Here is a 24,592-nt window from a genome sequence, read left to right as displayed (position 1 = left end):
TCCTGAACGAAGCCGAACTCTAGTTAGGTCGCGGAGACGGAATTGCGAACCGAAGATACGATCTTTGCGCTGTCGAGCGGCGCCGGGCGGGCCGGAATAGCCATTGTCCGCGTTTCCGGCTCCAAAGCCTTTGCGTGCGTCCAATCCCTCGCCGGCGATGTGCCGGCGGAGCGAAGGGTCACGAACGCGACCTTGCGCGACGGGAGAACCGGCGAGGCTCTGGATCGTGCCCTCCTGATCTGTTTTGCAAAACCGCGATCCTTCACAGGCGAGGATGTTGCTGAATTTCACGTGCACGGCAGCCCGGCCGTTGTTGCCGGTCTCCTGGATGCGCTTGGATCCATGGCAGGGGTTCGGCCGGCGGAACCGGGCGAATTTACCCGGCGCGCATTCGAAGCTGGCAAGATGGATCTTGCCGAGACAGAAGCCCTCGCCGATCTTCTTGCATCGGAAACCGCGGCCCAGAGAAGACAGGCATTGCGCGGCCTGGAAGGCGGGATCGGACGCTTGGCAGAAGGCTGGAGAACGCAGCTCATCGAGGCGATGGCCTTGATCGAAGCCGATATCGATTTCCCCGATGAGGGCGACGTTCCCACCGGATTGGTCGAACGCGCCCGTGACGTCGCGCACGGATTGCTGGGAAATCTTCGTGATGTGATCGCCTTGCCGGGGGGTGAACGCCTGCGCACGGGTGCCACAATTGTTATCGCCGGCCCGCCGAACGCTGGCAAATCGACGTTTCTCAATCGCGTGGCGCAGAGGGAGGTTGCGATTGTGACGCCCCATGCGGGAACGACACGCGATATGATCGAGGTCGCCCTGGATCTCGACGGTTACCCCGCCGTCTTGATCGATACAGCAGGATTCAGGGCGACCAGCGATCCCGTGGAAAGGGAAGCGCTCAATCGAGCACGGGGAAGAGCCGCCTCGGCCGACCTCGTTTTGTGGTTTCGCGACTCTTCAGCAATTGATTCGCAGCCGGATCGATTGCTCAGTGATGCGCCGATCTGGGAGGTTACGAACAAGATCGATTTGGCGAGATCGTCTGCCGATGGCTTCAATATCTCGGCCCAGACAGGTGCCGGGGTGGCCGACTTATTGGATGCGCTCACAGGTTGGGTGAAAACCAATTTTGCTTCCGCCGAGAATGCGATCGTGACACACCAACGCCATCGGCTAGCGCTTGCCGAAGCCGGAAGCGCGTTGGATCGAGCCATATCCTTGAAAGAATCAGATCTGATAGGCGAAGAATTGCGCCTTGCCGCGAGTGCTCTGGGTCGTATTTCCGGGCGAGTGGACGTAGAAGACCTCCTCGACGTGGTGTTCGGAACTTTTTGTATCGGAAAATAGATGTTTCACGTGAAACATTCTTTCGACGTGATCGTGGTTGGCGGTGGGCATGCTGGCTGTGAGGCTGCCTGCGCGTCCGCACGAATGGGCGCGTCAACGGCGCTGATAACCACGAATCCCTCCACGATTGGAGCTATGTCCTGCAACCCGGCAATTGGTGGGTTGGGAAAGGGGCATCTTGTCCGCGAAATCGATGCCCTCGATGGGATCATGGGGCGCGCCGCAGATCTGGGCGGTATTCAATTCCGACTGCTGAACCGACGGAAGGGCGCGGCTGTTCAGGGCCTTAGGGCTCAGGCAGACCGTAAGCTTTATGCGAGGGCGGTGCAGGACGCAGTCGCGAGACAAACAAATCTTATAGTCATCGAGGGTGAGGTTGATGATCTTGAGGTGAAGGACGGGCAGGTCCAGGCCGTTCTGTTGGCCGACGGATGTCGATTCGGAACCGGATCAGTCGTGCTGACTACAGGCACGTTTTTGTCAGGCGTGATCCATATCGGACAGGAGACATGGCCGGCGGGTCGGGTTGGGGAGCCGCCCTCGTTAGGACTGTCCAAAACCCTTAAATCTGCGGGGTTCGCAGTGGGCCGTCTGAAAACCGGCACTCCCCCACGGCTGGACGGGACAACAATTGACTTTGCGGTGCTGGAGCCCCAGCCGGGAGATGAATCCCCGGTTCCGTTTTCAACGCTGACCGATGTTCTGCCAAATACTCAGATCGATTGTCACATCACCCGCACGACACAGGCGACACATGATGTGATCGCAGCCAATCTGGCCGACGCTCCCGTCTTTTCCGGGCAAATTGCCAGCCGCGGACCGCGGTATTGCCCTTCTATCGAGGATAAGGTGGTGCGATTCCGCGAGCGGGAAAGCCACCAGATCTTTTTGGAGCCGGAGGGACTGGACGACAGCACGATCTATCCGAACGGGATTTCCACCTCGCTCCCAGAAAAGGTCCAGGCTCAGGTGATGAGCACCATTCCCGGTCTGGAGAGGGCGCGAATGGTCCGGCCCGGCTACGCGATCGAATATGATTATGTCGATCCGCGGGAATTACAGGCCAGCCTCGAGACGAAGCGTATCGCGGGGCTCTTCCTTGCCGGTCAGATCAATGGAACGACGGGTTATGAAGAAGCCGGGGCGCAGGGACTCGTCGCTGGATTAAATGCGGCTCGAACGGCTGCGGGCGGTTCGCAAATCGTCTTCGATCGGGCCGAGGGATATATTGGCGTGATGATCGATGATCTCGTCACACGGGGTGTGTCGGAACCCTATCGGATGTTCACGTCGCGCGCGGAATACCGCCTAGCGCTCCGTTCGGATAATGCCGATCAACGGCTTACCGAGAAAGGGCTCGCACTGGGGTGCGTCGGTGCGGAGAGGGCTCAAGCCTGGGCTGCCAAGAAGGATGCCCTTGACGCAGCCCGCGCGCTTCTGGAGCAGCTGAACGTGTCCCCTTCTGAGGCTGCAGCGAAGGGACTGCATGTGAACCGGGATGGCGTTCGCCGCAGTGCTTTCGAGCTGCTTTCGCGCGCAGACGTAGCCATGAGCGACCTCACGGGCGTCTGGCCTCAGCTCGCGGAGATGGATTTGGCCATTGCGGGTCAAATGGAGATCGAGGCCACCTACTCAGTTTATCTCCAACGGCAGGAAGCGGATATCGCAAGTTTCAGGCGCGAAGAATCGCGCGTGTTGCCTGAAGCTATCGTCTATCAGGAGGTGTCCGGGCTTTCCGCAGAATTGCGGCAAAAACTCGATTCGATTCGGCCCCGTACTCTTGGCCAGGCGGGCAGGATCGAGGGGATGACCCCGGCCGCATTGACGTTGCTTCTCGCCCATGCCCGGCGATATGCGGCATGAGCAACCGTCAGGCGGCGGAGGCCCTTCTTCCGGATGTTTCACGTGAAACATGGGATCGTCTCGCTATCTTGATCGAACTCCTTGGAAGATGGCAGCAGACGATCAACCTGATAGCCGCCTCGACCCTTCCGGAGGTATGGACGCGGCATATTGCTGATTCGCTTCAGATGGTTTCCCTGGCGCCTGACGCCGCCAAGGTCTGGGTGGACCTTGGCTCCGGGGCTGGATTTCCCGGCCTCGTCATCGCTGCAGCGCTTGCAGACCGACCGGGCGTCGAGAGTCACCTGGTGGAAAGCGATTCCCGAAAGTGCGCTTTCCTTCGGGAAGGCGCTCGTGCAATGGGCCTTCGTGTTTCCATCCACAATCAACGCGCCGCTCCATTGCTGGAAAAATGGGCTGGCAACGTGGATGTCGTCACTGCTCGTGCGCTGGCACCTGTCTCCGATCTGCTGGCTTTGGCTTATCCTCTTTTGGATAAAGGTGCTGTGGGGCTGTTTCCGAAGGGGAGAGACGTCGAGACCGAATTGACCGCAGCCGCCAAATCCTGGAAATTGATTTACGAAGTGATGCCGAGCATCGTTGATCCGCGGTCGTGCGTGCTGGCCATATCCCGCGCTGAACCGCTTGAAGCTTTCCGACCCAGGCGGTGATGAACATGGTGGATAGCGCCAAGACGATCCGGATTCTGGCCGTCGCCAATCAGAAAGGCGGCGTGGGTAAGACGACGACCGCCATTAATCTCGGAACCGCGCTTGCCGCGATTGGTGAGCGGGTTCTTATCGTCGATCTTGATCCGCAGGGAAACGCATCGACGGGTCTCGGTATCGACCGAAAAAGTCGCAAGATTTCGACCTATGACGTCATGGTCGGCGACGCGACCATGCGGGAAATCATCCTGCCGACGGCTGTGCCCCAGCTCGATGTCGCGCCCTCAACGATGGATCTGCTTGGAGTCGAGCTGGAGATCGCGAACGACCGCAATCGTGCGTTTCGCCTGAGAGAAGCCCTCAAGGTTCTTCAGCGCGATGAGGCCTACACCTATGTTCTGGTCGATTGTCCGCCGTCCTTCAATCTGCTGACGATCAATTCCCTCGCCGCGGCACAGGCGATCCTCGTGCCGTTGCAGTGCGAATTCTTCGCGCTGGAAGGATTGTCGCAATTGCTGCGCACGGTCGAGCAGGTTCGGACGACGTTGAATCCCGATCTCACTATTCAGGGGATCGTTCTGACCATGTTCGACGCGCGCAACAATTTGTCCAACCAGGTGGTCGCGGATGTGCGTGAGTTCATGGGCGACAAGGTCTTCCAGACCGTCATTCCGCGTAACGTCCGCGTCTCGGAGGCGCCGTCTCACGGCAAACCGGTCCTGCTGTACGATTTGAATTGCACGGGCAGCCAGGCCTATCTGCGGCTGGCCTCCGAGATCATTCAGCGTGAGCGTACTCTACGAGCGGCCTGAGCCGCGTTCTCTCTCCCAGGACGATTGATATGGCCGACGAACCCATACGCCCCCGGCTCGGACGCGGTCTCGCCGCCCTTCTCGGAGATGTCGGGGACGATGAGACAACGGCGCGTCCGAGGGCCGGACAGAAGCGCGTTCCCGTCGAGTTCTTGCGGCCGAACGCCCGCAATCCGCGCAAGAATTTCACCGAAGATGAGCTGGAAGATCTCGTCAATTCAGTGCGCGAGAAGGGCATCGTCCAGCCCATCCTCGTGCGCTCGGTTTCAAACGAGCCAGGGTCTTACGAAATAATCGCCGGGGAGCGGCGCTGGCGTGCGGCGCAACGAGCCGGTCTGCATGACGTGCCGGTGGTCGTTCTCGAAGTCTCTGATCGAGAGGCGCTCGAGCTTGCCATCATTGAAAATGTTCAGCGGGCGGATCTGAACGCGGTCGAGGAGGCTGCCGGCTATGAGGCATTGATTGCTTCCTACAATTACAGCCAATCCGATCTTGCCAAGATCATCGGAAAGAGCCGCAGCCACATCGCCAACACGATGCGGCTGCTGAAGCTCCCGCAGGATATCCAGCACGCGGTCCGTGAAGGTGAATTGAGCGCGGGACATGCCCGAGCTCTGCTCTCTCTGGACGATCCATCCGCCATTGCTCGGAAAGTCATCGAACAGGGATTGAGCGTGCGAGATGTCGAATCGCTCGTGCAAAGCGCTGCGCCGTCTGAACGGCGCACTGCACGGGCCCGTGCAGCAAAGGACGGCGATACCGTTGCGCTGGAACGGGAACTGACGGATTTGCTCGGATTGACGGTGAGCATCGATCACAAGTCCGGTTCGGGGCGCCTCAGCATTCGATATGAGAATCTTGACCAGCTGGACGGAATTTGTCGTCGATTGAAACACTGAGCGGTCTGCTCGAAGGTTCGGTAAACCGGCATACCCTCGTGCACGGCCGGAAACAGGGGTTCAGAGGCGGGTCGCGATTGGAGGTCCGATCGCACCTCCACAGTTGAGAATGGGCGCTGACGGCCTATTTCTCAGAGCAAAATTTTCCGGCGCTTGCCCTGAAAAGCGATCAGCGTCGACGGGCTTCGCTTGCCAAACTCGCGAGGACCCGCTTGGCGGCGATTTCTCCGAATGCTCCATGTCGGCGACCGTCCAACACCCCATTCGAGGCGCGGCCCAAAGCATCCTCAAGCCGGGGGATGTTCCATCGGTTCAGGGCGGCTTCTACCGACGCGCGCCGGCTGAAGTGCAAGGATGGCCAGTTACGCTCCAGCACCTGTGCGGCGTTCGATCCTTTTTCAACGTCGGCACGGAGGCGGTGCAGCTGCAGAAGAAAACGCAGCGTTGCTCCCAATATCTGACTTGGAGGCGTACCCGCACCGGCGAGCCGTGACAGGCCGTCTTCGAGCTTGGCCGCATCTCCCGCAAAGACGGCATCAACCACGGTATCGATCGCTCCGGCATTGCTGTCGGACGTGACGGCTTCGATATCGGCGGCCGTCAGTCGCGTTTGCCCATGCGCGTAAAGCAGCAGTTTGTCGATTTCCATCCGGGTTGCCAGACGGTCTGAACCGAGTGCCGAGACGAGCGCCCCCCGTGCATCTCGGTCGATCTCGATCCCGGCCTCGGCGAAGCTCATATCGACGAGGCGCGCCAGAGCGGCATCGTTGTCGGTGAAACACGGCAGCGCCGCAGCACCAGCGTTCCGCTCGCACAGCGCCCGCAACGGGGCGCCCTTCCGAAGCTCTCCCGCCTCGATCACGATTACCGCATCTGGTCTCGGACCTGTCAGCAGGCGTTCTACGGCGCTGTGAAAGGGACGTGAGCCGGCCTTGATGCGGATGACGCGTTGCCCGCCGAACATCGAGATGCTGTGGGCTTCATCCAGCAGACGGCTGGCATCGGCCGACAGCTCATCGCCGTCGAGCCGGACGAGACCAAAGGATTCATCGAGATCGGGCGCGACCTTCTTGATCAGCATCGCGCCGCGCTCGGCCACGAGGCCAGCGTCCGGACCGTAAATCAGAACGCAGAAGATGTCGGCGGGTGGGCGGGCGAGAAAGCCTTCGACACCGCCCGCCTTGACGGCGACCATCTTGGATCAGCCGCCCTTCGAGAAATGGCCCTGAAGCTGGGCGCGGATCTGCTCCACAACGGCGGTGGCGGCACGATCCTCGGCATCGCGACGTGCCCGCACGCTGGCGTAGCGCTGGCGGGTGCGCGTGTACGTGGCCCGGCCGAACGCCTTGCCGGTGAACAGGGCCGTGCCGTTGCCCGCATGCGTCAGCGTGAAGATGGCGTCGACACCGGCTGTCTCGACTTCCGGGCGATCCGTATAGGGATCGACGACCGCGGATTGTGCGCCGATGACCTGCGTCGAGATGTGGAGGCGATAGGCCGCGGCTGGCGGAGCCGATCCACCCGTGAAGGCGAAGATCAGATCGTTACGGATCCGCTGGCCGATACGGCCATCGATGGGCAGGATGTCAACTGACGCAAGCGCCCGCGCCGTCGTGCCGGCCGCGCCGGGCGTGATTGCGACCGACGTGGCCGTTCCGCCGCCCGCATTGTGCAGGGGTTGGAAACAGCCGCCAAGCAACAGCGCCAATCCCGCGACGCCGATGCCATAGGGCAGCCGGTGAAGCCTGCTAGAGCACGACATTGACGATCCTTTTCGGCACCACGATCACCTTGCGTACCGGCATATCACCAATCGCGCGTGCAATGGAATCGAGTTTCAAGACCTGCGCCTCTATGTCGGCAGCATTGGCATCGACCGGAACGGTGATTTCATCCCGTCGCTTGCCGTTCACCTGCACGGCAAGCGTCACTACGTCGGCGGCAACGAGGCCTGCATCGGCTTTCGGCCAGGGAGCCTCCGCGACGAGGCCCTGGTGACCGAGCGCGCTCCAGCACTCCTCCGCCAGGTGCGGCATCATCGGGGCCACCAGCTGAACGAGGATGCCGGCCGCTTCCCGCGCCGCCACGGCAAGGTCCTGAGCGCCCTTCCCCTCCCGGAGCTTCTGCAACGCGCCAGCCAGCGTGTTGGTGAACTCGTAGATGTGCGCCACGCAGCGATTGAAGCGCAGCCGGTCGATGTCCTCATCAACTGCGGCCAATGTGCGATGCGCCGCCTGGCGCAAGGCATGTGCGTCAGGCCCGAACGTTTCTGGTGCTGCCTCCGCCGGCAGGGCCGCCGTCTCCTGCACCAGGCGCCACAGGCGTTGAACGAAGCGCCCTGCTCCTTCGACGCCCGCTTCGGTCCAGATCACATCGCGTTCCGGCGGGCTGTCGGACAGCACGAACCAGCGGGCAGTGTCGGCACCATAGGTTTCGATGATGTCGGTCGGGTCCACCGTGTTCTTCTTGGACTTCGACATCTTCTCGATGCTGCCGATCTCGACGGGTCCACCGTCTGCGGCGTACGCCCGGCGAGCGCCATCGGTCTCCTCGATCCTGATTTCGGCTGGCGAGAGCCATTGCCCGGCCGCGTCCTTGTAGGTTTCGTGGACGACCATGCCTTGCGTGAACAGGCCGGCGAACGGCTCCTGAACACGTGTGTAGCCGGCTTCCGCCATGGCCCGTGTGAAGAAGCGCGAATAGAGAAGGTGAAGGATCGCGTGCTCGATGCCGCCGATATATTGATCCACCGGCAGCCAGCGATCCATGGTTAGCGGCACGACGGGCTGTTCGGCATTGGGATCGGTGAAGCGCGCGAAGTACCAGGACGAGTCCACGAAGGTGTCCATCGTATCGGTTTCGCGCCGTCCGGCCCCGCCGCATTGCGGGCAGGCGACGTGTTTCCAGGTCGGATGATGATCGAGCGGGTTGCCCGGACGATCGAAATTGATGTCGTCCGGCAACGTCACAGGAAGCTGATCTTCCGGCACCTGGACAACGCCACAGCTTTCGCAATGGATGACCGGAATCGGGCAGCCCCAATAACGCTGCCGGGAAATTCCCCAGTCGCGAAGACGGAACTGCACCTCGGCCTGGCCCCAGCCGCGCTCTTCATAAAGTGCGAGCGTGCGGTCCATGGCTTCCTGGCAGGTCTGCACGACACCCGGCTCGCCATGCCATTGAACGTAGCGCACCGTCTCGGTCTTCGGCGGCACGAAGGCCGTGTCGCCGACGCTCTCGTCGCTGTCGAGCGGCTTGAAGACGTCGATGACCGGCAGGCCGTATTTACGTGCGAAATCAAGGTCGCGCTGATCGTGGGCCGGGCAGCCGATCACCGCGCCGGTGCCGTAATCCATCAGCACGAAATTGGCGATCCACAACGGCAGGTGCAGCGTCGGATCCGCCGGGTGGGTGACCGTGATGCCCGTGTCGAAGCCGAGCTTCTCGGCCGTTTCCACCGCCTCTTCGGAGGTGCCCAGCGAGCGGCAACGGGCATTGAAGGCCGCAATCTCTGGACTGCCTTCTTCCAGCCGCTTGGCGAGCGGATGATCGGCCGCGATGGCCGCGAAGGTCGGCCCCATCATCGTATCCGGTCTAGTTGTGTAGACAGGCAGTTTTTCAAAGCCTTCTGGCGCGCCGTTCAGAGTGAATTCGAACGCCAGGCCCTTGCTCTTGCCGATCCAGTTGCGCTGCATCAGGCGCACCTTCTCCGGCCAGCGGTCCAGCGTATCGAGGCCTTCCAGCAATTCCTCGCCGAAATCGGTGATGCGGAAAAACCATTGCGTGAGTTCCCGCACCTCGACCAGAGCGCCCGAGCGCCAGCCACGGCCGTCCACCACCTGCTCGTTGGCGAGCACGGTCTGATCCACCGGATCCCAGTTGACGCGCGATTGCTTGCGGTCGACGAGGCCGACCTTCAACAGCTCCAGAAAAAGGCGCTGCTGATGGCGATAATAGGAGGGATCGCAGGTCGCGATCTCGCGCGACCAGTCGATCGACAGGCCCATGCTCTGTAATTGGCCGCGCATGGTGGCGATGTTGGCGTAGGTCCACTCGCGCGGATGGACCTTGTTCTGCATCGCCGCATTCTCCGCGGGCAGGCCGAACGCGTCCCAACCCATCGGGTGCAGCACGTTGAAGCCCTTGGCGCGCTTCATGCGGGCGACGACGTCGCCCATGGTGTAGTTGCGGACGTGGCCCATATGGATGCGGCCCGACGGATACGGGAACATCTCCAGCACGTAATATTTCGGGCGAGGATCGGAATTGTCGGTGGTGAAGACGTTGCGCGAGGTCCATTCGCGCTGCCATTTCGGCTCGGCTTCGCGGGCGTTGTAGCGCTCCGTCGTCATCGTATATGCCATCTCGAGGATTGGGCGGCTTGGCCGCAGGATCGAGCGGCGAAAGTGGCCTTTTGAGAGTACGGGGTCAATGGCACCTTCCGCCCAGGCGGGCGGCGCAGGCTGAAACGAAGGCAAGGGAACGATGGCAGCAGGCCTGACGGATATGGAAACGGCGGCCGAACGGGTGGGCGCCGTGCGCACGAACCTGGCGCAGGCAGTTGTGCAAAGCGGACGGGACGAAGAGGCCTGTGGGCTCGTCGTGGTGTCGAAGACCTTCGATGCCGATGCTGTCGCGGAGGTGCTCGGGCTCGGCGAGCGCGTGTTCGGCGAGAACCGCGTGCAGGAAGCCGCGGGCAAATGGCCCCAGCTGCGCGCCCGTTATGCGGACATCGAGCTTCATCTGATCGGCCCCTTGCAGTCCAACAAGGTGCGCGAGGCGGTGGAGCTGTTCGATGTCATCCAGAGCGTGGATCGGCCCAAGATCGCTCAGGCGCTTGCGGCCGAAATGGAGCGCCAGCAAAAGCGGCCGAAACTGTTCGTTCAGGTCAACACTGGCGCAGAACCGCAAAAGGCCGGCGTGCTGCCGGAGGATGTCGACGCGTTCGTGCAAATGTGCCGGGACGATCTGAAGCTTTCGGTCGCGGGCCTGATGTGCATCCCGCCGGTGGAGGAAAATCCGGCGCCTCATTTCGCGCTTCTCGAAAAGATCGCCCGGCGAAACGGCCTGACGGAGCTCTCGATGGGAATGAGCGGCGATTACGAGATCGCGGCCCGTTTTGGGGCGACCTGCGTTCGCGTGGGCAGCGCCATCTTCGGCGCGCGGCCGCCGCTTCCGGACGTCAGTGGTCCAGCTGCCTGAGAGTCGCGCCGATCTCGTCGAGCGCCGTCTGCCCGGCTCTCAGGCGGTCGGCCAGCCGCTGACGCAGAATGGCGGCGATCTCGGGAAACTCTTCCAGCATGCGCCGGAAGAGAGGACGAGGAATACCGATCAGACGCGTGGTTTCGGCGGCCAGCGCGTTGCACGGCCGCTCCGTCGGCACGAGCAGTGCCATTTCGCCGATCAAGGTTCCCGCGCCGACGATACGCTCGCTGACATCCTTGCCGTGAGCCGCCACAAGCCGCATGCGGCCGGATAGGACGATGAAGGCGCCTTCCGCCGGCGTGCCGCGTTGGAACAGCGTCTCGCCTTCGCCAAGCACAAGCTCCTCGCCCGAAAAGGCAAGCAGCCGCATCGCGTCGCGCCCGATCTCCGCGAACAGGGGCGCGCGTTCCATCACGCGAAGCGTGTCCTCCAGGCTCATACGGCTCCTCGGCTTCGTGCCCGAGGCAGCGCTTCTCACGGAATCAGCTTGTAGCCGCCAGCCTCAGTCACGAGCAGCGCCGCATTCGACGGGTCTTTCTCGATCTTCTGCCGCAAACGGTAAATATGTGTTTCCAAGGTGTGGGTTGTGACCTCGGAATTATAGCCCCAGACCTCCTGAAGGAGTTCGTCGCGCGCGATGACCTTGCCGCCGGCCCGGTAGAGGTAACGCAGGATGGAGGTTTCCTTCTCCGTCAGCCGCACCTTGGAGCCGCGTTCGCTGGTCAGCAGCTTCGTTGAAGGCCGGAAGGTGTAGGGACCGATGCCGAACACCGCGTCTTCGCTTGCTTCATGGCTGCGCAATTGGGCGCGGATGCGCGCCAGCAGCACGGCGAAGCGGAAGGGCTTCGTGACGTAATCGTTTGCGCCGGCATCCAGGCCCTGAATGGTGTCATCCTCGCTGTCCTGACCGGTCAGCATGATGATGGGGCCCTGATATCCACCGGAGCGGACGGTCTTTACGACATCGCGCCCGTCCGCATCGGGCAGGCCGACATCCATTAGAACAAGATCGAGATGACCGCTCTTGATGAGCGAAATGGCCGTCTCTCCGTCGGCGGCGGAGGAAACCTCGAATTCGCGATGCCCGGCCAATTGCTCGGTCAGCGCCTGCCGCAGGTCTTCGTCATCTTCAACGACGAGGATCTTGCGTCCAGCGGCCATGAAATTCTCCTTGTTTCGAGCCAGAACCGGCTCATGAAGATGCCTGGACGAAGTAGATCAGGCTTTACGCGCGGTGCAAGCCGCATCAACCCCATATTGTTTGTCGGGAATCGATGATCCAGCCCCTGAGAACCATTTATGTCCGGGCTTCGGCCTTGGACGCCCGCCGGGGCTGGCTCCGGGCGGGCGATCTGGTGGTGCCGTGCGCGCTCGGCAGCGGCGGGATCAGATCGGGAAAACGCGAGGGTGACGGCGCGACACCACGTTCCATTTTGCCGATGCGTCGTGTGTGGTGGCGTGCGGACAAGGTCGCTCGGCCGGCAACGTCGCTTTCTGTCCGGCGTACGCATCGTGATGATCTCTGGTGCGACGCACCGCTCCACCGCCGATACAATCGACCGGTGAAGGCACCGTTCGAGGCTTCGCATGAGAAGATGTGGCGCGAGGATGATCTCTACGACGCGGTCGTCGAGCTCGGCTGGAACGACCGCCCGCCGAAGGCCGGACGCGGCAGCGCCATCTTCATGCATGTGGCACGGCCGGGCTTCAGGCCCACGGAGGGCTGCGTGGCGCTGCGCAAGCGCGATCTCGTGCGGGTGCTGGCAAGGCTCGGCCCGCGCACCAAGCTCGTCATCGCCTGAGAAGGCTGCTGTCCTAGAGCTCGAACTCGGCAATCACCGGCACATGATCGGAGGGCCGTTCCCACGAACGGGCTTCCTTGCGGATGGCCACATTGCGCAGCGCCGGCTCCAGATCGGGCGTCGTCCAGATGTGGTCGAGGCGGCGGCCCCGGTCGGACGCTTCCCATTGCGGTGAGCGGTAGCTCCACCAGGTGTAGACGCGCTGCGGCTCCGGGATCAGATGGCGCACGGTGTCGACCCAGCCGCCTTCGATGCGGACCGCGTTGAGCCGCTCCGTTTCCGCCGGCGTGTGGCTGACGACATTCAGCAGCTGGCGGTGGCTCCAGACATCATCGGGCAGAGGGGCGACGTTGAGATCGCCGACAAGGATCGAGCGGCTGGAGGCGGCGTTGCCCGTCCAGGCGCGCATCTCGTCCAGATAAGCGAGCTTGTGCGCGAACTTCGGATTGAGTTCCGGATCGGGAATGTCGCCGCCGGCGGGAACGTAGAAATTGTGCAACGTGAGCCCGCCGCCGGCCGGCCCCATCGTGGCGGAGATGTGCCGGGCGTCCTCCTTGCCGCCGAAGCGAAACCGATCGACGGCCGCGAAGGGATGGCGCGAGAGGATGGCGACGCCGTGGTAGCCCTTCTGGCAGGTGAGGGCCGAATGTGTGTAGCCGCGCTGGTTGAAGGCCGACAGCGGGAATTGGGCCTCCATGCATTTCGTTTCCTGCAGGCAGACGACGTCGGGCTTTTCCTCATCGAGGAAACGCATGACCTGATCGATCCTGAGACGAACCGAGTTGATGTTCCAGCTGGCTATCTTGAAAAGCATCGCACATGACGTGGTGAAGAAGGGACGGCGGCAGGCTTAGCCTGTGCTGCTGCACTTCGCCAGACCTGCATCCGATGGGGTCCAGACAAAGCAACGCCCGGTCTGGGGGGATGACCGGGCGCGCTTTACGCTTATCGCGTGACCGCCGGGAGGGTTGGGACCGGCGTTGCAGGGGCTACTTGGAGACGGGGGCATCACCAGAAGCAGCCGTCCTGCCTGATGCAATATTTAGGTGTGGCCGTGCGTCGAACAAGCGGCAATGTATTCACGACGGCGTGAGCGCGGTTTCGCGCCAATCACTGGACGTAGCGTGTGTAATCGACCTTGAAGAGCTTCTCGTCCGGACGCGACCGGGGGTCGAGTTCCGACACGAAGATCGTGGTGTCCAGGCCCTGGGGGTCCGTCACCGTCCATTGCTTCAGCTCGATGCTCTGGGGATCGCTGCTGCTCGCGCCGAACACCAGCAGGATGCGGGACTTGCCGGCAAAGGTCGACTTCTCCTCGATCATGACGCTGACGACGTCGCCTTCCTGACGCACGCCGACGACCTTGGAATCGCGCACGAGATCGAGGTTCGGATCGAGCAGGAACCGAAGCGGTGTCTGCGACAGCGGGTAGACGTCCTGCGTCGCGAGCTTGCGATCACGCACGACGAGCGATTTGCCGTCGGCGATGATGTCGGTCGTGGAGGGCGCCTGATAGTAGAAGCGGATACGGCCGGGCTTCGCCAGGAAGAATTTGCCGGCCGTGCGGCTGCCATCCGGACCCACTTGGGAGAAATTGCCGACGAGCGTGCGGATGCCGTTGAAATAGGTGTTGACCTTGCGGACTGCTTCCGCAGGACTGGATTGCGTTGAGGCCGCCACGTTTTGCGCGGACGGGCGAGGCGACGGAGCCGTGGATGACGCTTGGGCCATGAGGGCCATGGGCGCATCGGATCGGCTCTTCGCACGCCGCGAGGCGGCCAGCGCCTCCGCGGTCAATGCCATCGGCGCCCCTGCGCCCGGCGCGTTTGCCGCCGCGATCAGCCCGGCAGGACGAGGCACGGGATGGGGAACGCCCTGCGCCCGGGCCTGATGCGGCATAGCGAGGGCGAGCAGGACGAATGCTGGGAGGGCGGCGCGCAGAATCATAATCAACCCGTTTGCCGGACCAGATAAAGCAGGTCTGTGGCGACAGTGCGGTGGCGGCCCTTGGGCACGCCGTTCTCAGTAATTTTCCGCGCGTTCGTTCTCGATCAGAATTTCACGCTTGCCGGCATGGTTCGCGGGGCCGACGACGCCCTCGCGCTCCATCCGCTCAACCAGGGACGCGGCACGGTTGTAGCCGATCTGCAGGCGGCGCTGAATATAGCTGGTCGAACATTTCTTATCGCGGATGACGATCTGGACGGCCTGGTCGAACAAATCGCTGCCCGGTTCGCCGAAATTGCCCTTGTCGAAGACCGATCCGTCCTCGCCGCCGCCCTCTTCGTCCTCGGCTTCGGTGACCGCTTCGAGATAATCGGGATGGCCCTGGGTTTTCAGATGCGCGACGACCTTCTCGACCTCGTCATCCGAGCAGAAGGGACCGTGCACGCGGCCGATGCGGCCACCGCCGGCCATATAGAGCATGTCGCCCTGGCCAAGCAGTTGCTCGGCGCCCTGCTCGCCCAGAATGGTGCGGCTGTCGATCTTCGAGGTGACCTGGAAGGAGATGCGGGTCGGGAAATTGGCCTTGATGGTGCCGGTGATGACGTCGACCGAGGGACGCTGCGTCGCCATGATGATGTGGATGCCGGCGGCGCGCGCCATCTGCGCCAGCCGCTGGATGGCGCCTTCGATCTCCTTGCCGGCGACCATCATGAGGTCGGCCATCTCGTCGACGATGACGACGATGTAGGGGAGGCGGCTGAGATCCATCTCCTCGGTCTCGTAAACCGCCTCGCCGGTGGCTTTGTCGAAGCCGGTCTGCACCGTGCGCTGGATGATCTCGCCCTTCTGGGCCGCCTCGTCGACGCGCGCATTGAAGCCGTCGATGTTGCGGACACCGACCTTCGACATCTTGCGATAGCGCTCTTCCATCTCCCGCACCGCCCATTTCAGCGCGATCACCGCCTTCTTGGGATCGGTGACGACGGGCGCCAGAAGATGGGGGATGCCGTCATAGACCGACAGTTCGAGCATCTTCGGGTCGATCATGATGAGCCGGCATTCCTCCGGCTTCAGCCGATAGAGCAGGCTGAGGATCATGGTGTTGATGGCGACCGATTTGCCCGAGCCGGTGGTGCCCGCGATCAGGAGGTGCGGCATGCGCGCCAGCTCGGCGATAACCGGCTCCCCACCGATCGTTTTGCCAAGGCAGAGCGGCAATCGCATCTTCGATTCCTCGAAGTCCGCCGAATCGATCATCTCCCGCAGGAAGACCGTGTCGCGCTTGGTGTTGGGTAGCTCGATGCCGATGACGTTGCGGCCGGGCACCACCGCGACGCGGGCGGACACGGCGCTCATCGAGCGTGCGATGTCGTCGGCGAGGCCGATGACGCGCGACGATTTGATGCCGGGCGCCGGCTCCAGCTCATAGAGCGTGACGACGGGGCCGGGGCGCACTTCGATGATCTCGCCCTTGACGCCGAAATCCTCGAGCACCCCCTCCAGGAGCCGCGCATTGTGCTGAAGGGTCTCACGACTCACGAGCCCGGCAACCTGCTTCTTCGGCGGTGCCAGCAGCGTGACAGGAGGAAGTTCGTAATCCTCGTTGCCGCTGAAGCGGGGCGGGGCCTCGTCACGAATCTGACGGCGCGGTGCGATCTTGTTGGCGGCGGGGACCACGGGCGGAGGCGCGGCGTTGCGGCCGGCCTTCTTCGCGGGCGGTGGGCTGACGAAGGAATCGTCTTCGTCCTCATCGTCCTGATCGAAGCCGTGCGACGTCAAAGGCGCGAAATCGTCCTCGTAATCGTCATCCGGAAGAGGCTGTCCCCGGTCCTCGGCGTCAAGCCGGCGCAGCACATCGCCCAGGCCCGTCGCGGGCTCACGGCGGGCGATGGCAGGGCGGGATCTGATCTGACGCCGGCGGGCGATGGCGCCGCGCAGCATGTACCAATAATGCGCGATGAGGCCGATCGGCAGGAACGAGCGATCCTCGTCCTCCAGATCGTCGATGAGATCGTTCTCCTCGTCGTCATCCTGCGCGGCACCGCCGGTGTGGAAGCCGAAGCCGGCGGCAAAAACCATGGCCAGTGCCGCGATGATGCCCAGGACGATCATCGAGACGATGCCGCCAAACCCCGCTTCCGGCACGAAAGCCCTGACGAACGCCAGCATGCCGTCGCCGCCAAAGCCGCCGAGGCCGCTTGGGAGCGGCCAGCTCGCGCCCGGGGGAATGGAGGCGGCAACCGCCGAGCCGGCGAGCGTCGCTGCGATCCAGGCCGAGAGGCGAAGCTTTTCCCGGTCGAGGGCGCGGTGGGTCACAAGACGCCAGCCCCAGGCCGCGACGGGAAACAGCAATACGATGGCTGCGAGACCGAAGGTCTGCATCAGGATGTCGGAGACGAAGGCGCCCGCCGCTCCCAGCAGATTGCTGACGGGCCCATCCGACGCATTGTTCAGCGACGGATCAAGGGCCGACCAGCTGGCAAGCGACAGCGCCGCCAGCGCCGTCAGCGCCACCAGGGCCAATCCGCCCAATTCAAAGGCGCGGCGCGTCAGCGCCTCCCACATTTCGTCGGAGAACGCCCGTTTGCGCCGTACTCCGCCGCGATAGACCAGCGTTCGCACGAGAGAACCTCCACAGCCGTTCGGAAGGTGTAACCGAACAGGGTAAAGGCTCGCTTAACCTTGATCGGCGGCACGAAGGAAAGCGTTCGGCGCAAAAAGAAAGCCCGGGCGGCGTGGGCCGTCCGGGCTTTGCCCTCTGGGAGGAGAGGGACCAGATTACATCGTGTAGGCGCGCTCGCCATGGGACGAGATGTCGAGACCTTCGCGCTCGGCCTCGGTCGAGACCCGCAGGCCGACGACCATGTCCACGATCTTGTAGAGGATGAACGAGACCACGCCGCCCCACGCGATGGTGATCAGCACGCCGACGATCTGGATCCAGACCTGGCCGCCCATCGTGTAGCCGTCGACGCCGACACCGCCGAGCGCCGGGCTGACGAAGATGCCCGTGCCAATGGAGCCGATGATGCCGCCGACGCCGTGGATGCCGAACACGTCGAGCGAATCGTCGTAGCCGAGGGCGTTCTTGATCGTGGTGCAGCAGAAATAGCAGATCACGCCTGCAATTCCGCCCAGCACGATGCCGCCGATCGGCCCGACGAGGCCGGCGGCCGGTGTGATCGCCACCAGACCGGCGATTGCGCCCGACACCGCGCCGAGCAGCGACGCCTTGCCCTTGGACATGGATTCCACGAGCAGCCATCCGAGAGCCGCGGCGGCCGTGGCAACCAGGGTGTTGATCAGCGCAAGAGCCGCGCCACCCGTGGCTTCGAGGTTGGAGCCCGCATTGAAGCCGAACCAGCCGACCCATAGAATGGCAGCACCGATCAGCGTCATCACAAGCGAATGCGGCGCCAGGATCTCACGTCCGTAGCCGATGCGCGGTCCGAGCACGAGCGCGCCGACGAGCGCGGCAATGCCGGCATTGATGTGAACCACCGTGCCGCCGGCGAAGTCGAGCGCGCCGAGCTTGAACAGGTAGCCTTCCGAATACCAGACCATGTGCGCGACCGGCAGATACACGAAGGTGGCCCACAGTACGCAGAACAGCAGGATGGCGGAGAACTTCACGCGTTCCACCAGACCGCCGATGATCAGCGTGGGCGTCAGCGCGAAGAACGTCATCTGGAAGGCCACGAAGACGTATTCCGGAATGACCACGCCGTCGGTGAACGTGGCAGCTGTGGAATCAGGCGTGATGCCCGAGAGGAAAAGCCGGCTTGTGCCGCCGAAGAACTGGTCGGCGATCGTCCCGGCGTTCAGGGCCACGCTGTAGCCATAGACCACCCAGATGATCATCATCAGGGAGGCAACCACGGTGACCTGCATCAGCACGGACAGCATGTTCTTGGCGCGCACGAGGCCGCCATAGAACAGGCCGATGCCCGGCATGATCATGAAGGTGACGAGGATGGTGGACACCAGCATCCAGGCCACGTCGCCCTTGTCGGTGGTGGCGGCCGCGGCAGCCGCCGGGGCGGCGGGATCCGTTGCGGATGGGAGGGCTTCCTGAGCCAAGGACGGCTCGATGGCCAGCAGGCCGAGCAGCGCTGCGGGCGCGGCCAGGCGTGCGAGTTTCGAAAGATTCATGGGCGGGCTCCGAATATCAAGATCGGGAAAGGTCGGGAAAGGGCTCACAAGGCGTCGAGGTCGGATTCACCGGTGCGGATCCGGACGGCCTGTTCGATCGGCGTCACGAAGATCTTGCCATCGCCGATCTGGCCGGTCTTCGCGGTGGTCGTGATGGTCTCCACGACGGCGTCGACCATGCCCGCCGCGACGGCCACCTCGATCTTGAGCTTCGGGAGGAAGCTGACGGCGTATTCCGCGCCGCGATAGATTTCTGTGTGCCCCTTCTGCCGCCCGTAGCCCTTCACCTCGGTCACGGTCAGGCCGTGTACGCCCAAGGCCGTCAGCCCATCGCGGACTTCGTCCAGTTTGAATGGCTTGATGATCGCCATAACGAGTTTCATGTTGGCCCCCAATCGCTCTCCGCCGGGGCTTGTGCCGGGCGGATCGAGTGACCCGCCGTTCGACCGGCCGGATCAATCCGGATTGGTATATTCAAGTGTCATGCCAAGTTGCGTTACCAGACACAATTCGCGCCCAAACCGCAGGCAGACGCTCGAAAACCGTTCACGTGCATATTTTCTATGCAAAAATGGCCAACTAGTTTTGCCTAGATTCTAGGCTCACTTGCGTGCCTCACGGATCAGCCCTTCCTGCATCGTCGATGCAACCAGCCGGCCGTCGCGCGTGAAGATCTGTCCCCGCGCAAGGCCCCGTGCTCCACCGGTAAACGGGCTTTCCTGTGCGTAGAGAAGCCAGTCGTCGGCCCGGAATTCGCCGTGAAACCATACCGAATGATCGAGGCTCGCGGCCGCTATGTCCTCGGCGAACACCGTGCGTCCATGCACGACGAGGGAGGTGTCGAGCAGGGTCATGTCGGATGCATAGGCCAATGTCGCCCGGTGCAGCCAGGGCGCGTCGGGCAGATCGCCGGCGGCGCGGAACCAAGAGGCTTGGTGCGGGACGCTGCGCCGGGTGCCGGTGTAGCGTCCCAGATCCACCGGACGGATGTGGATGAGACGCTTACGTCCGAAATAGCTGCGGATCAGCGGCGGTGCATTGGCCAGGAGGCGGTCGAACTCCTCGCTGCCCGGTAGCTCCTCCGGGGCCGGCACGTCGGGCATAGCGGTGCGGTGTTCGAAACCGGGCTCGACCCTGTGAAACGAAGCCGACATGGCGAAGATCGGCCGACCCTTCTGGATCGCGAGAATGCGGCGCACGCTGAAGCTCCCGCCGTCTCGCAGGCGGTCGACCGAATAGATGATCGGAATTTCCGGGTCGCCCGGCAGCAGGAAATAGGAATGGAGCGAATGAGGCGGACGCTCCCCGTCCACGGTGCGCTCGGCCGCGACAAGAGCCTGGGCGACGACCTGTCCGCCGAAGACGCGGATGCGATGTTCGCGCGGCGACACGCCACGAAAAAGGTTGTCTTCCAGCTGCTCGATATCCAGAAGCGTGGAAAGATTTGCGATCGCATCGGGCATGTGGTCTCTCGCGGATGGCGCCGGAACGGGACTAAAGGGGCGAACCCCGACCCGCGGTCAAGCGAGGCAAAGAGATGATGTCGCCTGGTTCTGCCACACCGATGATGGCCGCGCGCGCCGATGTGGTGATCGCGGGAGCCGGTTTCGTCGGCCTTGCGCTGGGCACGGCGCTTGCGCGCGCCGGATTGTCCGTGCTCATCGCGGATCCCACTCTCGCCCGGCCCGCGGGCAACGATCCGCGGGCCTCGACGCTTGTGGCCGGCGCCGTGCGCATGCTGCGGGAACTCGATGCGTGGTCGGCGATCGAGCCGTCGGCCGAGCCGATGCTGGGAATGGACATCACCGACAGCCGGCTTTCCGACGTGATGCGCCCCGTTTTGCTCTCCATCATCGAGGCCGCTGCTCCGGGCGAGCCGTTTGCGTATGTCGTGCCAAATGGCGCTATCCGTGAGGGGCTTATGGAGGCGGCTTGGCGGGCGGGCGTTCAGTTCCAGGCGTCTGCGATCGCGAGCATCGAGGTGGGCGAAGGCTATGCGCAGGCCCTGTTGTCGAATGGAGAGGCGCTGGTCTCGTCGCTTCTCGTCGGCGCAGAGGGAGCATCATCACCCTTGCGCGGGATGGCCGGCATCGCCGTTCGCGGGTGGCGCTACGATCAGGCCGCCATCGTCACGAACGTGTCGCTCGAAAAGCCGCATGAAGGCATCGCCGTTCAGCATTTCGTCGACGGCGGACCATTCGCCCTTCTTCCGCTTCCGGGACGAAGGGCTTCGGTGGTGTGGTCCGATCGGCGGATCGCCGCCCTCAAATTTGCCGCGCTCGACGATGCCGATTTCCGGGACGAATTGCAGGCGCGCGCGGGCTACAGGTTCGGCAGAATCGAGCTGGACGGCCCGAGGGCTGTGAGGCCGCTCAAGTTTGCTGTTGCCCGCAGCTTTGTCGCCACGCGCGTGGCCCTTGCGGGAGATGCCGCCCATGCGATGCATCCGATCGCCGGGCAGGGTCTCAACGTGGGACTGCGTGATGTTGCGGCGCTTGCCGAGAGCGTGGTGGATGCCGCGCGCCTCGGTCTCGACATCGGGTCGGAAGAGGTGCTCCGGCGCTATGAGACCTGGCGCCGGTTCGACGTGATGGTGTCGAGCGGGACGATCGATGGTCTGGTGCGGCTGTTCACCGCCCGCTCGGGCCCGGCGCGGCTGGTGCGCGATGTCGGGCTCGGCGTGGTGAACCGGCTTCCGAGCGCGAAATCGGCTTTTGTCCGATCCGCGGCCGGGTTGGCGGGCGATGTCCCCCGGCTTCTGAAGGGCGAGGCGCTCTGAGCGTCTCCCCGTTCAGTCATCGAGATGGCGAGCTTCTTCCGGCAGCATGATCGGGATGCCGTCGCGAATGGGATAGGCCAGTTTCGCCGGTCGGGAAATCAGCTCCTGCCGCGCGGCATCGTATTCCAGAGTTGCCTTGGTGAGCGGGCATACCAGGATTTCGAGGACCTTCGGGTCGATCCGCTGGGTGATGGTGTCGGTCATGGCATTCCGATCATTGCAGTGAGGTGTCGGTCTCGCCCCGGGTTTTGGCAAGATCCATCTCGGTCACGGCGACAAGGATATCGGCCCGGCTCTTGAGGTCGGGCGCCTCCAGAAGGGCCTGTTTTTCGCGGGCGCCATAGGGGCTCATCATCGACAGGGCGTTGACGAGCGCCTCGTTCGAAGCATTGCGAATGCCGGACCAGTCGGCCTCGAGGCTGTTTGCCTCGAGATAGGCCTTCAATGTGGCGAGCAGGGCAATGCGATCCACCGCATCTTCGCCAGCGCCGGGTACGAGATCCCCGGTGAATTCCGAATAATCCACCTCGAACTGGCGGTAGGGCGTATCGACATTCACCTCGTCGCGGCGGCGGAAGCGGCAAACCCCGGTCAACGTCACGAGATAGCGTCCGTCGCCTGTCTCCTGAAACGCGGTGATGCGGCCGACGCATCCGACATGAACCAGCGGCGGAGCCGGATTGTCTTCGACGACGTCAAAATCAGGCTGGATCATGCCGATGAGCCGGTTGCCTGAGATCGCCTGATCGATCATGGCGAGATAGCGCGGCTCGAAGATGTTGAGCGGCATCTCGCCGCGCGGCAGCAGCAGGACCTCCGGAAGCGGAAACAGAGGCAGCACCGCCGGCAGATCCGATGGCGCGTGATAGGCTGTGTTGATCGGCATGATGCCTCAGGAAAACAGGACGGACGACAGTCGCCGACGACCGGCGACGGCAGCGGGATCGGTGAAGCCCCAGGCTTCGAACAATTGCACCAGCTGCTTGCGCGCGCCGTCGTCGTTCCAGGAGCGATCCTGCCGGATGATGGTCAGAAGGTGATCGACGGCTTCGTCCTTGCGGTCGGCGGCGGCAAGGGCCGTGGCAAGCTCGGCGCGGGCCTCGTGATCGGCCGGATCCTGCGCGATCCGCGCCTCCAGCTTCTCGATCTCCCCGGCTTCGGGAGCGTTCTCCAGAAGAGCGATCTGGGCGCGTACCGAAGCGATCGACGCATCGTCCGCTGCGGATGGCGGCACCGATGCGAGCAGGCCCTGTGCGCCTTCCAGATTGCCGGCGGCGAGCTGGACCTTGATCAACCCCGCCATCGCGCGGGGCTCCTCAGGGTTCTGCGCGAGAAGCGCGCCCAACATTTCCGCCGCGCCGGCCAGGTCGTTCTCGGCGAGCAAGGCCTCTGCCTGTTCGAGGATGGCGGACGTGTCGGCCGCCTCCATCGGCTTGGTGAGGCGCTCGATGAAAGCGCGGATCTGTCCCTCGGGTTGCGCGCCCATGAAGCCGTCGACCGGTTGACCGTCGATGAACGCGATGACCGAGGGCAGGGACTTGATGCCGAGCTGGCCGGCGACGGCCGGGTGCTCGTCGGTGTTCATCTTGACGAGCTTGACCTTGCCGCGCGCTTCCGCGACCACCTTTTCCAGCACGGGCGCCAATTGCTTGCAGGGGCCGCACCAGGGCGCCCAGAAATCGACGAGCACCGGCTGCGTACGCGATTCCTGAACGACATCGACCATGAAGTCCTTGGTCGTCGTGTCCTTGACCACCGGCACGTCCGAGGCGGGGGCATCGCTGAGCAGCATATTGTCTCTCCTGCACGAACGGTGGTGATCCGATGATAATTGGGATCGGGCGTGCGTCTGGCAACCGGGAGGCTCCCGATAGCGTGGAGCGCCCGGACCGGCAAGCCGCGCGCGCGTTTTGCCTCTTGGCTTAAGCGGCGCGTCAGGCATAGACTTTTGCCATGAGCACGCTAGCGATCGATCTACGTCCCGCCCGCTTCGACGATGCCGACGGCCTCGCGACGGCCCATGATGAGACGTGGCGCTATGCGTATCGTGGCATTATCCCGGGTCGTGATCTCGAGCGCATGGTGATGCGGCGTGGCCCGGATTGGTGGCTGCGAGCCGTGCGGCGCAATCGCAGCCTGCTCGTCGTGACCGTGGCGGACGAGATCGCCGGCTATGCCAGCTTCGGCCGCAACCGCGCGGCCACTTTGCCGGTCAGCGGCGAAATCTACGAACTCTACGTGCGCCCGGAATTCCACGGCATCGGTCTGGGCCGGCGTCTGTTCGCGGCCAGCCGTGCGGATCTCGAGACGCGGGGCATGCCGGGTCTCGCGGTGTGGGCGCTGCGGGATAATGAGGATGGCTGCCGCTTCTACCGGGCGGCCGGCGGGTCGGAGACGGCGCGGGGCGCGGAAACCTTCGGCGATGTCACGCTCGAAAAAATCGCCTTTACCTGGCCTTGATATAAGATAGCTAGAAGCCCAGCCGGCCCGGCCCTGCGCCCAGCAAGGCATCAACAGGAGCGTCAATGCGCATCGAAGCTATTCCGATCGGCACCAACCCGCCGGATGATGTCAACGTCGTGATCGAAATTCCGATCGGTGGCGAGCCGATCAAGTACGAACTCGACAAGGAGTCCGGGACGCTCTTCGTCGATCGTTTTCTCTACACTTCCATGCGCTATCCGGGGAATTACGGCTTCGTGCCGCACACCCTGAGCGACGATGGCGATCCGATCGACGTTCTGGTTGCGAACACACGCGCCATCGTGCCCGGCGCCGTCATCAATTGCCGGCCGGTCGGCGTCCTCAAGATGGAGGACGAGAGCGGTGGCGACGAGAAGATCATCGCTGTGCCGGTGACGAAGCTCACCCGTCGCTACGAGAAGATCCAGACCGTATCGGACATGCCCGAGATCACGCTCCAGCAGATCGCGCATTTCTTCGAGCACTACAAGGATCTGGAGAGCAGCAAATGGTCCCGCCTGGTGGGTTGGGGCCAGGTGGAAGAGGCGCGCGAGATGATCGTGAACGCGATCCAGCGTGCCAACGGCGTCAAGAAGCTCGCCAACGAGACCCTGCTGGCCGGCAAGTAAACCGGCGGCTCTTCGCACGATGGCTGGCGGTGGATCGTACCCCG

The 24,592-nt window shown here is 63.3% G+C and carries 24 protein-coding genes; 10 read left to right on the top strand and 14 right to left on the bottom strand.

Annotation, left to right across the window (positions count from 1 at the left end; all coding sequences use genetic code 11):
• The first annotated feature begins 42 nt into the window (after positions 1 to 42).
• The 5 genes from mnmE to ACQ6S1_RS09625 are packed head-to-tail and all read left to right on the top strand — an operon-like array spanning position 43 to position 5,571.
• On the top strand, positions 43 to 1,350 hold the full coding sequence (gene mnmE / locus ACQ6S1_RS09645; protein WP_445040963.1) for a tRNA uridine-5-carboxymethylaminomethyl(34) synthesis GTPase MnmE: 1,308 nt from the start codon (positions 43 to 45) through the stop codon (positions 1,348 to 1,350).
• A complete protein-coding gene (gene mnmG, locus ACQ6S1_RS09640) occupies positions 1,351 to 3,213 on the top strand; it encodes a tRNA uridine-5-carboxymethylaminomethyl(34) synthesis enzyme MnmG (RefSeq protein ID WP_445040962.1) in 1,863 nt (620 codons plus the stop codon). It begins immediately after the preceding gene.
• Positions 3,210 to 3,863, top strand: coding sequence for a 16S rRNA (guanine(527)-N(7))-methyltransferase RsmG (gene rsmG / locus ACQ6S1_RS09635; protein ID WP_445040961.1), 654 nt, complete (start codon positions 3,210 to 3,212; stop codon positions 3,861 to 3,863). The genes mnmG and rsmG overlap by 4 nt, the downstream gene beginning before the upstream one ends.
• Complete coding sequence (locus tag ACQ6S1_RS09630; protein WP_445040960.1) at positions 3,863 to 4,672, top strand: ParA family protein; 810 nt, start codon at positions 3,863 to 3,865, stop codon at positions 4,670 to 4,672. Before rsmG ends, ACQ6S1_RS09630 begins: the two co-directional genes overlap by 1 nt.
• A 29-nt stretch (positions 4,673 to 4,701) precedes the next feature.
• Entirely contained in the window at positions 4,702 to 5,571 is an 870-nt protein-coding gene (locus ACQ6S1_RS09625; RefSeq protein WP_445040959.1) for a ParB/RepB/Spo0J family partition protein, read from the top strand.
• A 169-nt stretch (positions 5,572 to 5,740) separates the two neighbouring features.
• Here ACQ6S1_RS09625 and holA read toward each other — a convergent pair whose 3' ends face one another.
• From holA to leuS, 3 genes are read right to left on the bottom strand one after another with little or no spacing between them, the layout of a single operon-like run.
• Entirely contained in the window at positions 5,741 to 6,766 is a 1,026-nt protein-coding gene (gene holA / locus ACQ6S1_RS09620; RefSeq protein ID WP_445040958.1) for a DNA polymerase III subunit delta, read from the bottom strand.
• A gap of 6 nt (positions 6,767 to 6,772) precedes the next feature.
• Complete coding sequence (locus ACQ6S1_RS09615; protein ID WP_445040957.1) at positions 6,773 to 7,333, bottom strand: hypothetical protein; 561 nt, start codon at positions 7,331 to 7,333, stop codon at positions 6,773 to 6,775.
• Positions 7,320 to 9,923, bottom strand: a complete 2,604-nt coding sequence (leuS, locus tag ACQ6S1_RS09610) for a leucine--tRNA ligase (RefSeq protein WP_445040956.1) — start codon at positions 9,921 to 9,923, stop codon at positions 7,320 to 7,322. The genes ACQ6S1_RS09615 and leuS overlap by 14 nt, the downstream gene beginning before the upstream one ends.
• A 133-nt stretch (positions 9,924 to 10,056) precedes the next feature.
• On the opposite strand from leuS, the gene ACQ6S1_RS09605 reads away from it, so the two are divergent.
• Positions 10,057 to 10,773 carry a YggS family pyridoxal phosphate-dependent enzyme gene (locus ACQ6S1_RS09605; RefSeq protein ID WP_445040955.1) on the top strand — a complete coding sequence of 239 codons (717 nt, stop codon included), beginning with the start codon at positions 10,057 to 10,059 and terminating at the stop codon, positions 10,771 to 10,773.
• Here ACQ6S1_RS09605 and ACQ6S1_RS09600 read toward each other — a convergent pair.
• On the bottom strand, positions 10,754 to 11,215 hold the full coding sequence (locus ACQ6S1_RS09600) for a Crp/Fnr family transcriptional regulator (protein WP_445040954.1): 462 nt from the start codon (positions 11,213 to 11,215) through the stop codon (positions 10,754 to 10,756). The two genes, ACQ6S1_RS09605 and ACQ6S1_RS09600, sit on opposite strands and share 20 nt — an antisense overlap.
• Positions 11,216 to 11,250: 35 nt before the next feature.
• A complete protein-coding gene (locus ACQ6S1_RS09595; protein WP_445040953.1) occupies positions 11,251 to 11,937 on the bottom strand; it encodes a response regulator transcription factor in 687 nt (228 codons plus the stop codon).
• Positions 11,938 to 12,050: 113 nt separating this feature from the next.
• Here ACQ6S1_RS09595 and ACQ6S1_RS09590 point away from each other — a divergent pair, with 113 nt between their 5' ends.
• Positions 12,051 to 12,578, top strand: a complete 528-nt coding sequence (locus ACQ6S1_RS09590) for a L,D-transpeptidase family protein (RefSeq protein ID WP_445040952.1) — start codon at positions 12,051 to 12,053, stop codon at positions 12,576 to 12,578.
• A gap of 13 nt (positions 12,579 to 12,591) precedes the next feature.
• Here the strand turns inward: ACQ6S1_RS09590 and ACQ6S1_RS09585 are convergent, their stop codons facing one another.
• From ACQ6S1_RS09585 to tesB, 6 genes are all read right to left on the bottom strand, one after another.
• Positions 12,592 to 13,392 (bottom strand): exodeoxyribonuclease III, encoded by an 801-nt coding sequence (locus ACQ6S1_RS09585; RefSeq protein WP_445040951.1) that lies wholly within the window; start codon positions 13,390 to 13,392, stop codon positions 12,592 to 12,594.
• Positions 13,393 to 13,688: 296 nt separating this feature from the next.
• Positions 13,689 to 14,525, bottom strand: a complete 837-nt coding sequence (locus ACQ6S1_RS09580; protein ID WP_445040950.1) for an outer-membrane lipoprotein carrier protein LolA — start codon at positions 14,523 to 14,525, stop codon at positions 13,689 to 13,691.
• A 75-nt stretch (positions 14,526 to 14,600) separates the two neighbouring features.
• The gene (locus ACQ6S1_RS09575) at positions 14,601 to 17,090 is read right to left on the bottom strand and encodes an FtsK/SpoIIIE family DNA translocase (RefSeq protein ID WP_445041258.1); all 2,490 of its coding nucleotides are present in this window, start codon (positions 17,088 to 17,090) and stop codon (positions 14,601 to 14,603) included.
• Positions 17,091 to 17,303: 213 nt separating this feature from the next.
• Positions 17,304 to 18,677 (bottom strand): ammonium transporter, encoded by a 1,374-nt coding sequence (locus tag ACQ6S1_RS09570; RefSeq protein ID WP_445040949.1) that lies wholly within the window; start codon positions 18,675 to 18,677, stop codon positions 17,304 to 17,306.
• 44 nt (positions 18,678 to 18,721) lie between these two features.
• Complete coding sequence (locus tag ACQ6S1_RS09565; protein ID WP_445040948.1) at positions 18,722 to 19,060, bottom strand: P-II family nitrogen regulator; 339 nt, start codon at positions 19,058 to 19,060, stop codon at positions 18,722 to 18,724.
• A gap of 219 nt (positions 19,061 to 19,279) precedes the next feature.
• Positions 19,280 to 20,140, bottom strand: coding sequence for an acyl-CoA thioesterase II (gene tesB, locus ACQ6S1_RS09560; protein ID WP_445040947.1), 861 nt, complete (start codon positions 20,138 to 20,140; stop codon positions 19,280 to 19,282).
• Positions 20,141 to 20,244: 104 nt separating this feature from the next.
• On the opposite strand from tesB, the gene ACQ6S1_RS09555 reads away from it, so the two are divergent.
• Entirely contained in the window at positions 20,245 to 21,456 is a 1,212-nt protein-coding gene (locus ACQ6S1_RS09555; protein WP_445041257.1) for an FAD-dependent monooxygenase, read from the top strand.
• A 12-nt stretch (positions 21,457 to 21,468) separates the two neighbouring features.
• Here the strand turns inward: ACQ6S1_RS09555 and ACQ6S1_RS09550 are convergent, their stop codons facing one another.
• Genes ACQ6S1_RS09550 through trxA form a run of 3 tightly spaced genes read right to left on the bottom strand, consistent with a single transcriptional unit; the run spans position 21,469 to position 23,248 of the window.
• Positions 21,469 to 21,660: a Trm112 family protein gene (locus tag ACQ6S1_RS09550; protein WP_445040946.1), complete on the bottom strand. Its 192-nt coding sequence runs from the start codon at positions 21,658 to 21,660 to the stop codon at positions 21,469 to 21,471.
• Between the two features lie 10 nt (positions 21,661 to 21,670).
• Positions 21,671 to 22,342, bottom strand: a complete 672-nt coding sequence (locus ACQ6S1_RS09545; protein ID WP_445040945.1) for an LON peptidase substrate-binding domain-containing protein — start codon at positions 22,340 to 22,342, stop codon at positions 21,671 to 21,673.
• Between the two features lie 6 nt (positions 22,343 to 22,348).
• A complete protein-coding gene (gene trxA / locus ACQ6S1_RS09540; protein ID WP_445040944.1) occupies positions 22,349 to 23,248 on the bottom strand; it encodes a thioredoxin in 900 nt (299 codons plus the stop codon).
• Between the two features lie 161 nt (positions 23,249 to 23,409).
• Here trxA and ACQ6S1_RS09535 point away from each other — a divergent pair, with 161 nt between their 5' ends.
• Both ACQ6S1_RS09535 and ppa read left to right on the top strand, forming a co-directional pair.
• Entirely contained in the window at positions 23,410 to 23,916 is a 507-nt protein-coding gene (locus tag ACQ6S1_RS09535) for a GNAT family N-acetyltransferase (protein ID WP_445040943.1), read from the top strand.
• A gap of 65 nt (positions 23,917 to 23,981) precedes the next feature.
• A complete protein-coding gene (gene ppa, locus ACQ6S1_RS09530) occupies positions 23,982 to 24,548 on the top strand; it encodes an inorganic diphosphatase (protein ID WP_445040942.1) in 567 nt (188 codons plus the stop codon).
• Positions 24,549 to 24,592: the final 44 nt, after the last annotated feature.

It is taken from the genome of Terrihabitans aquatilis (genome assembly GCF_052542005.1).
This window is presented reverse-complemented; position numbering and strand designations above follow the sequence as displayed.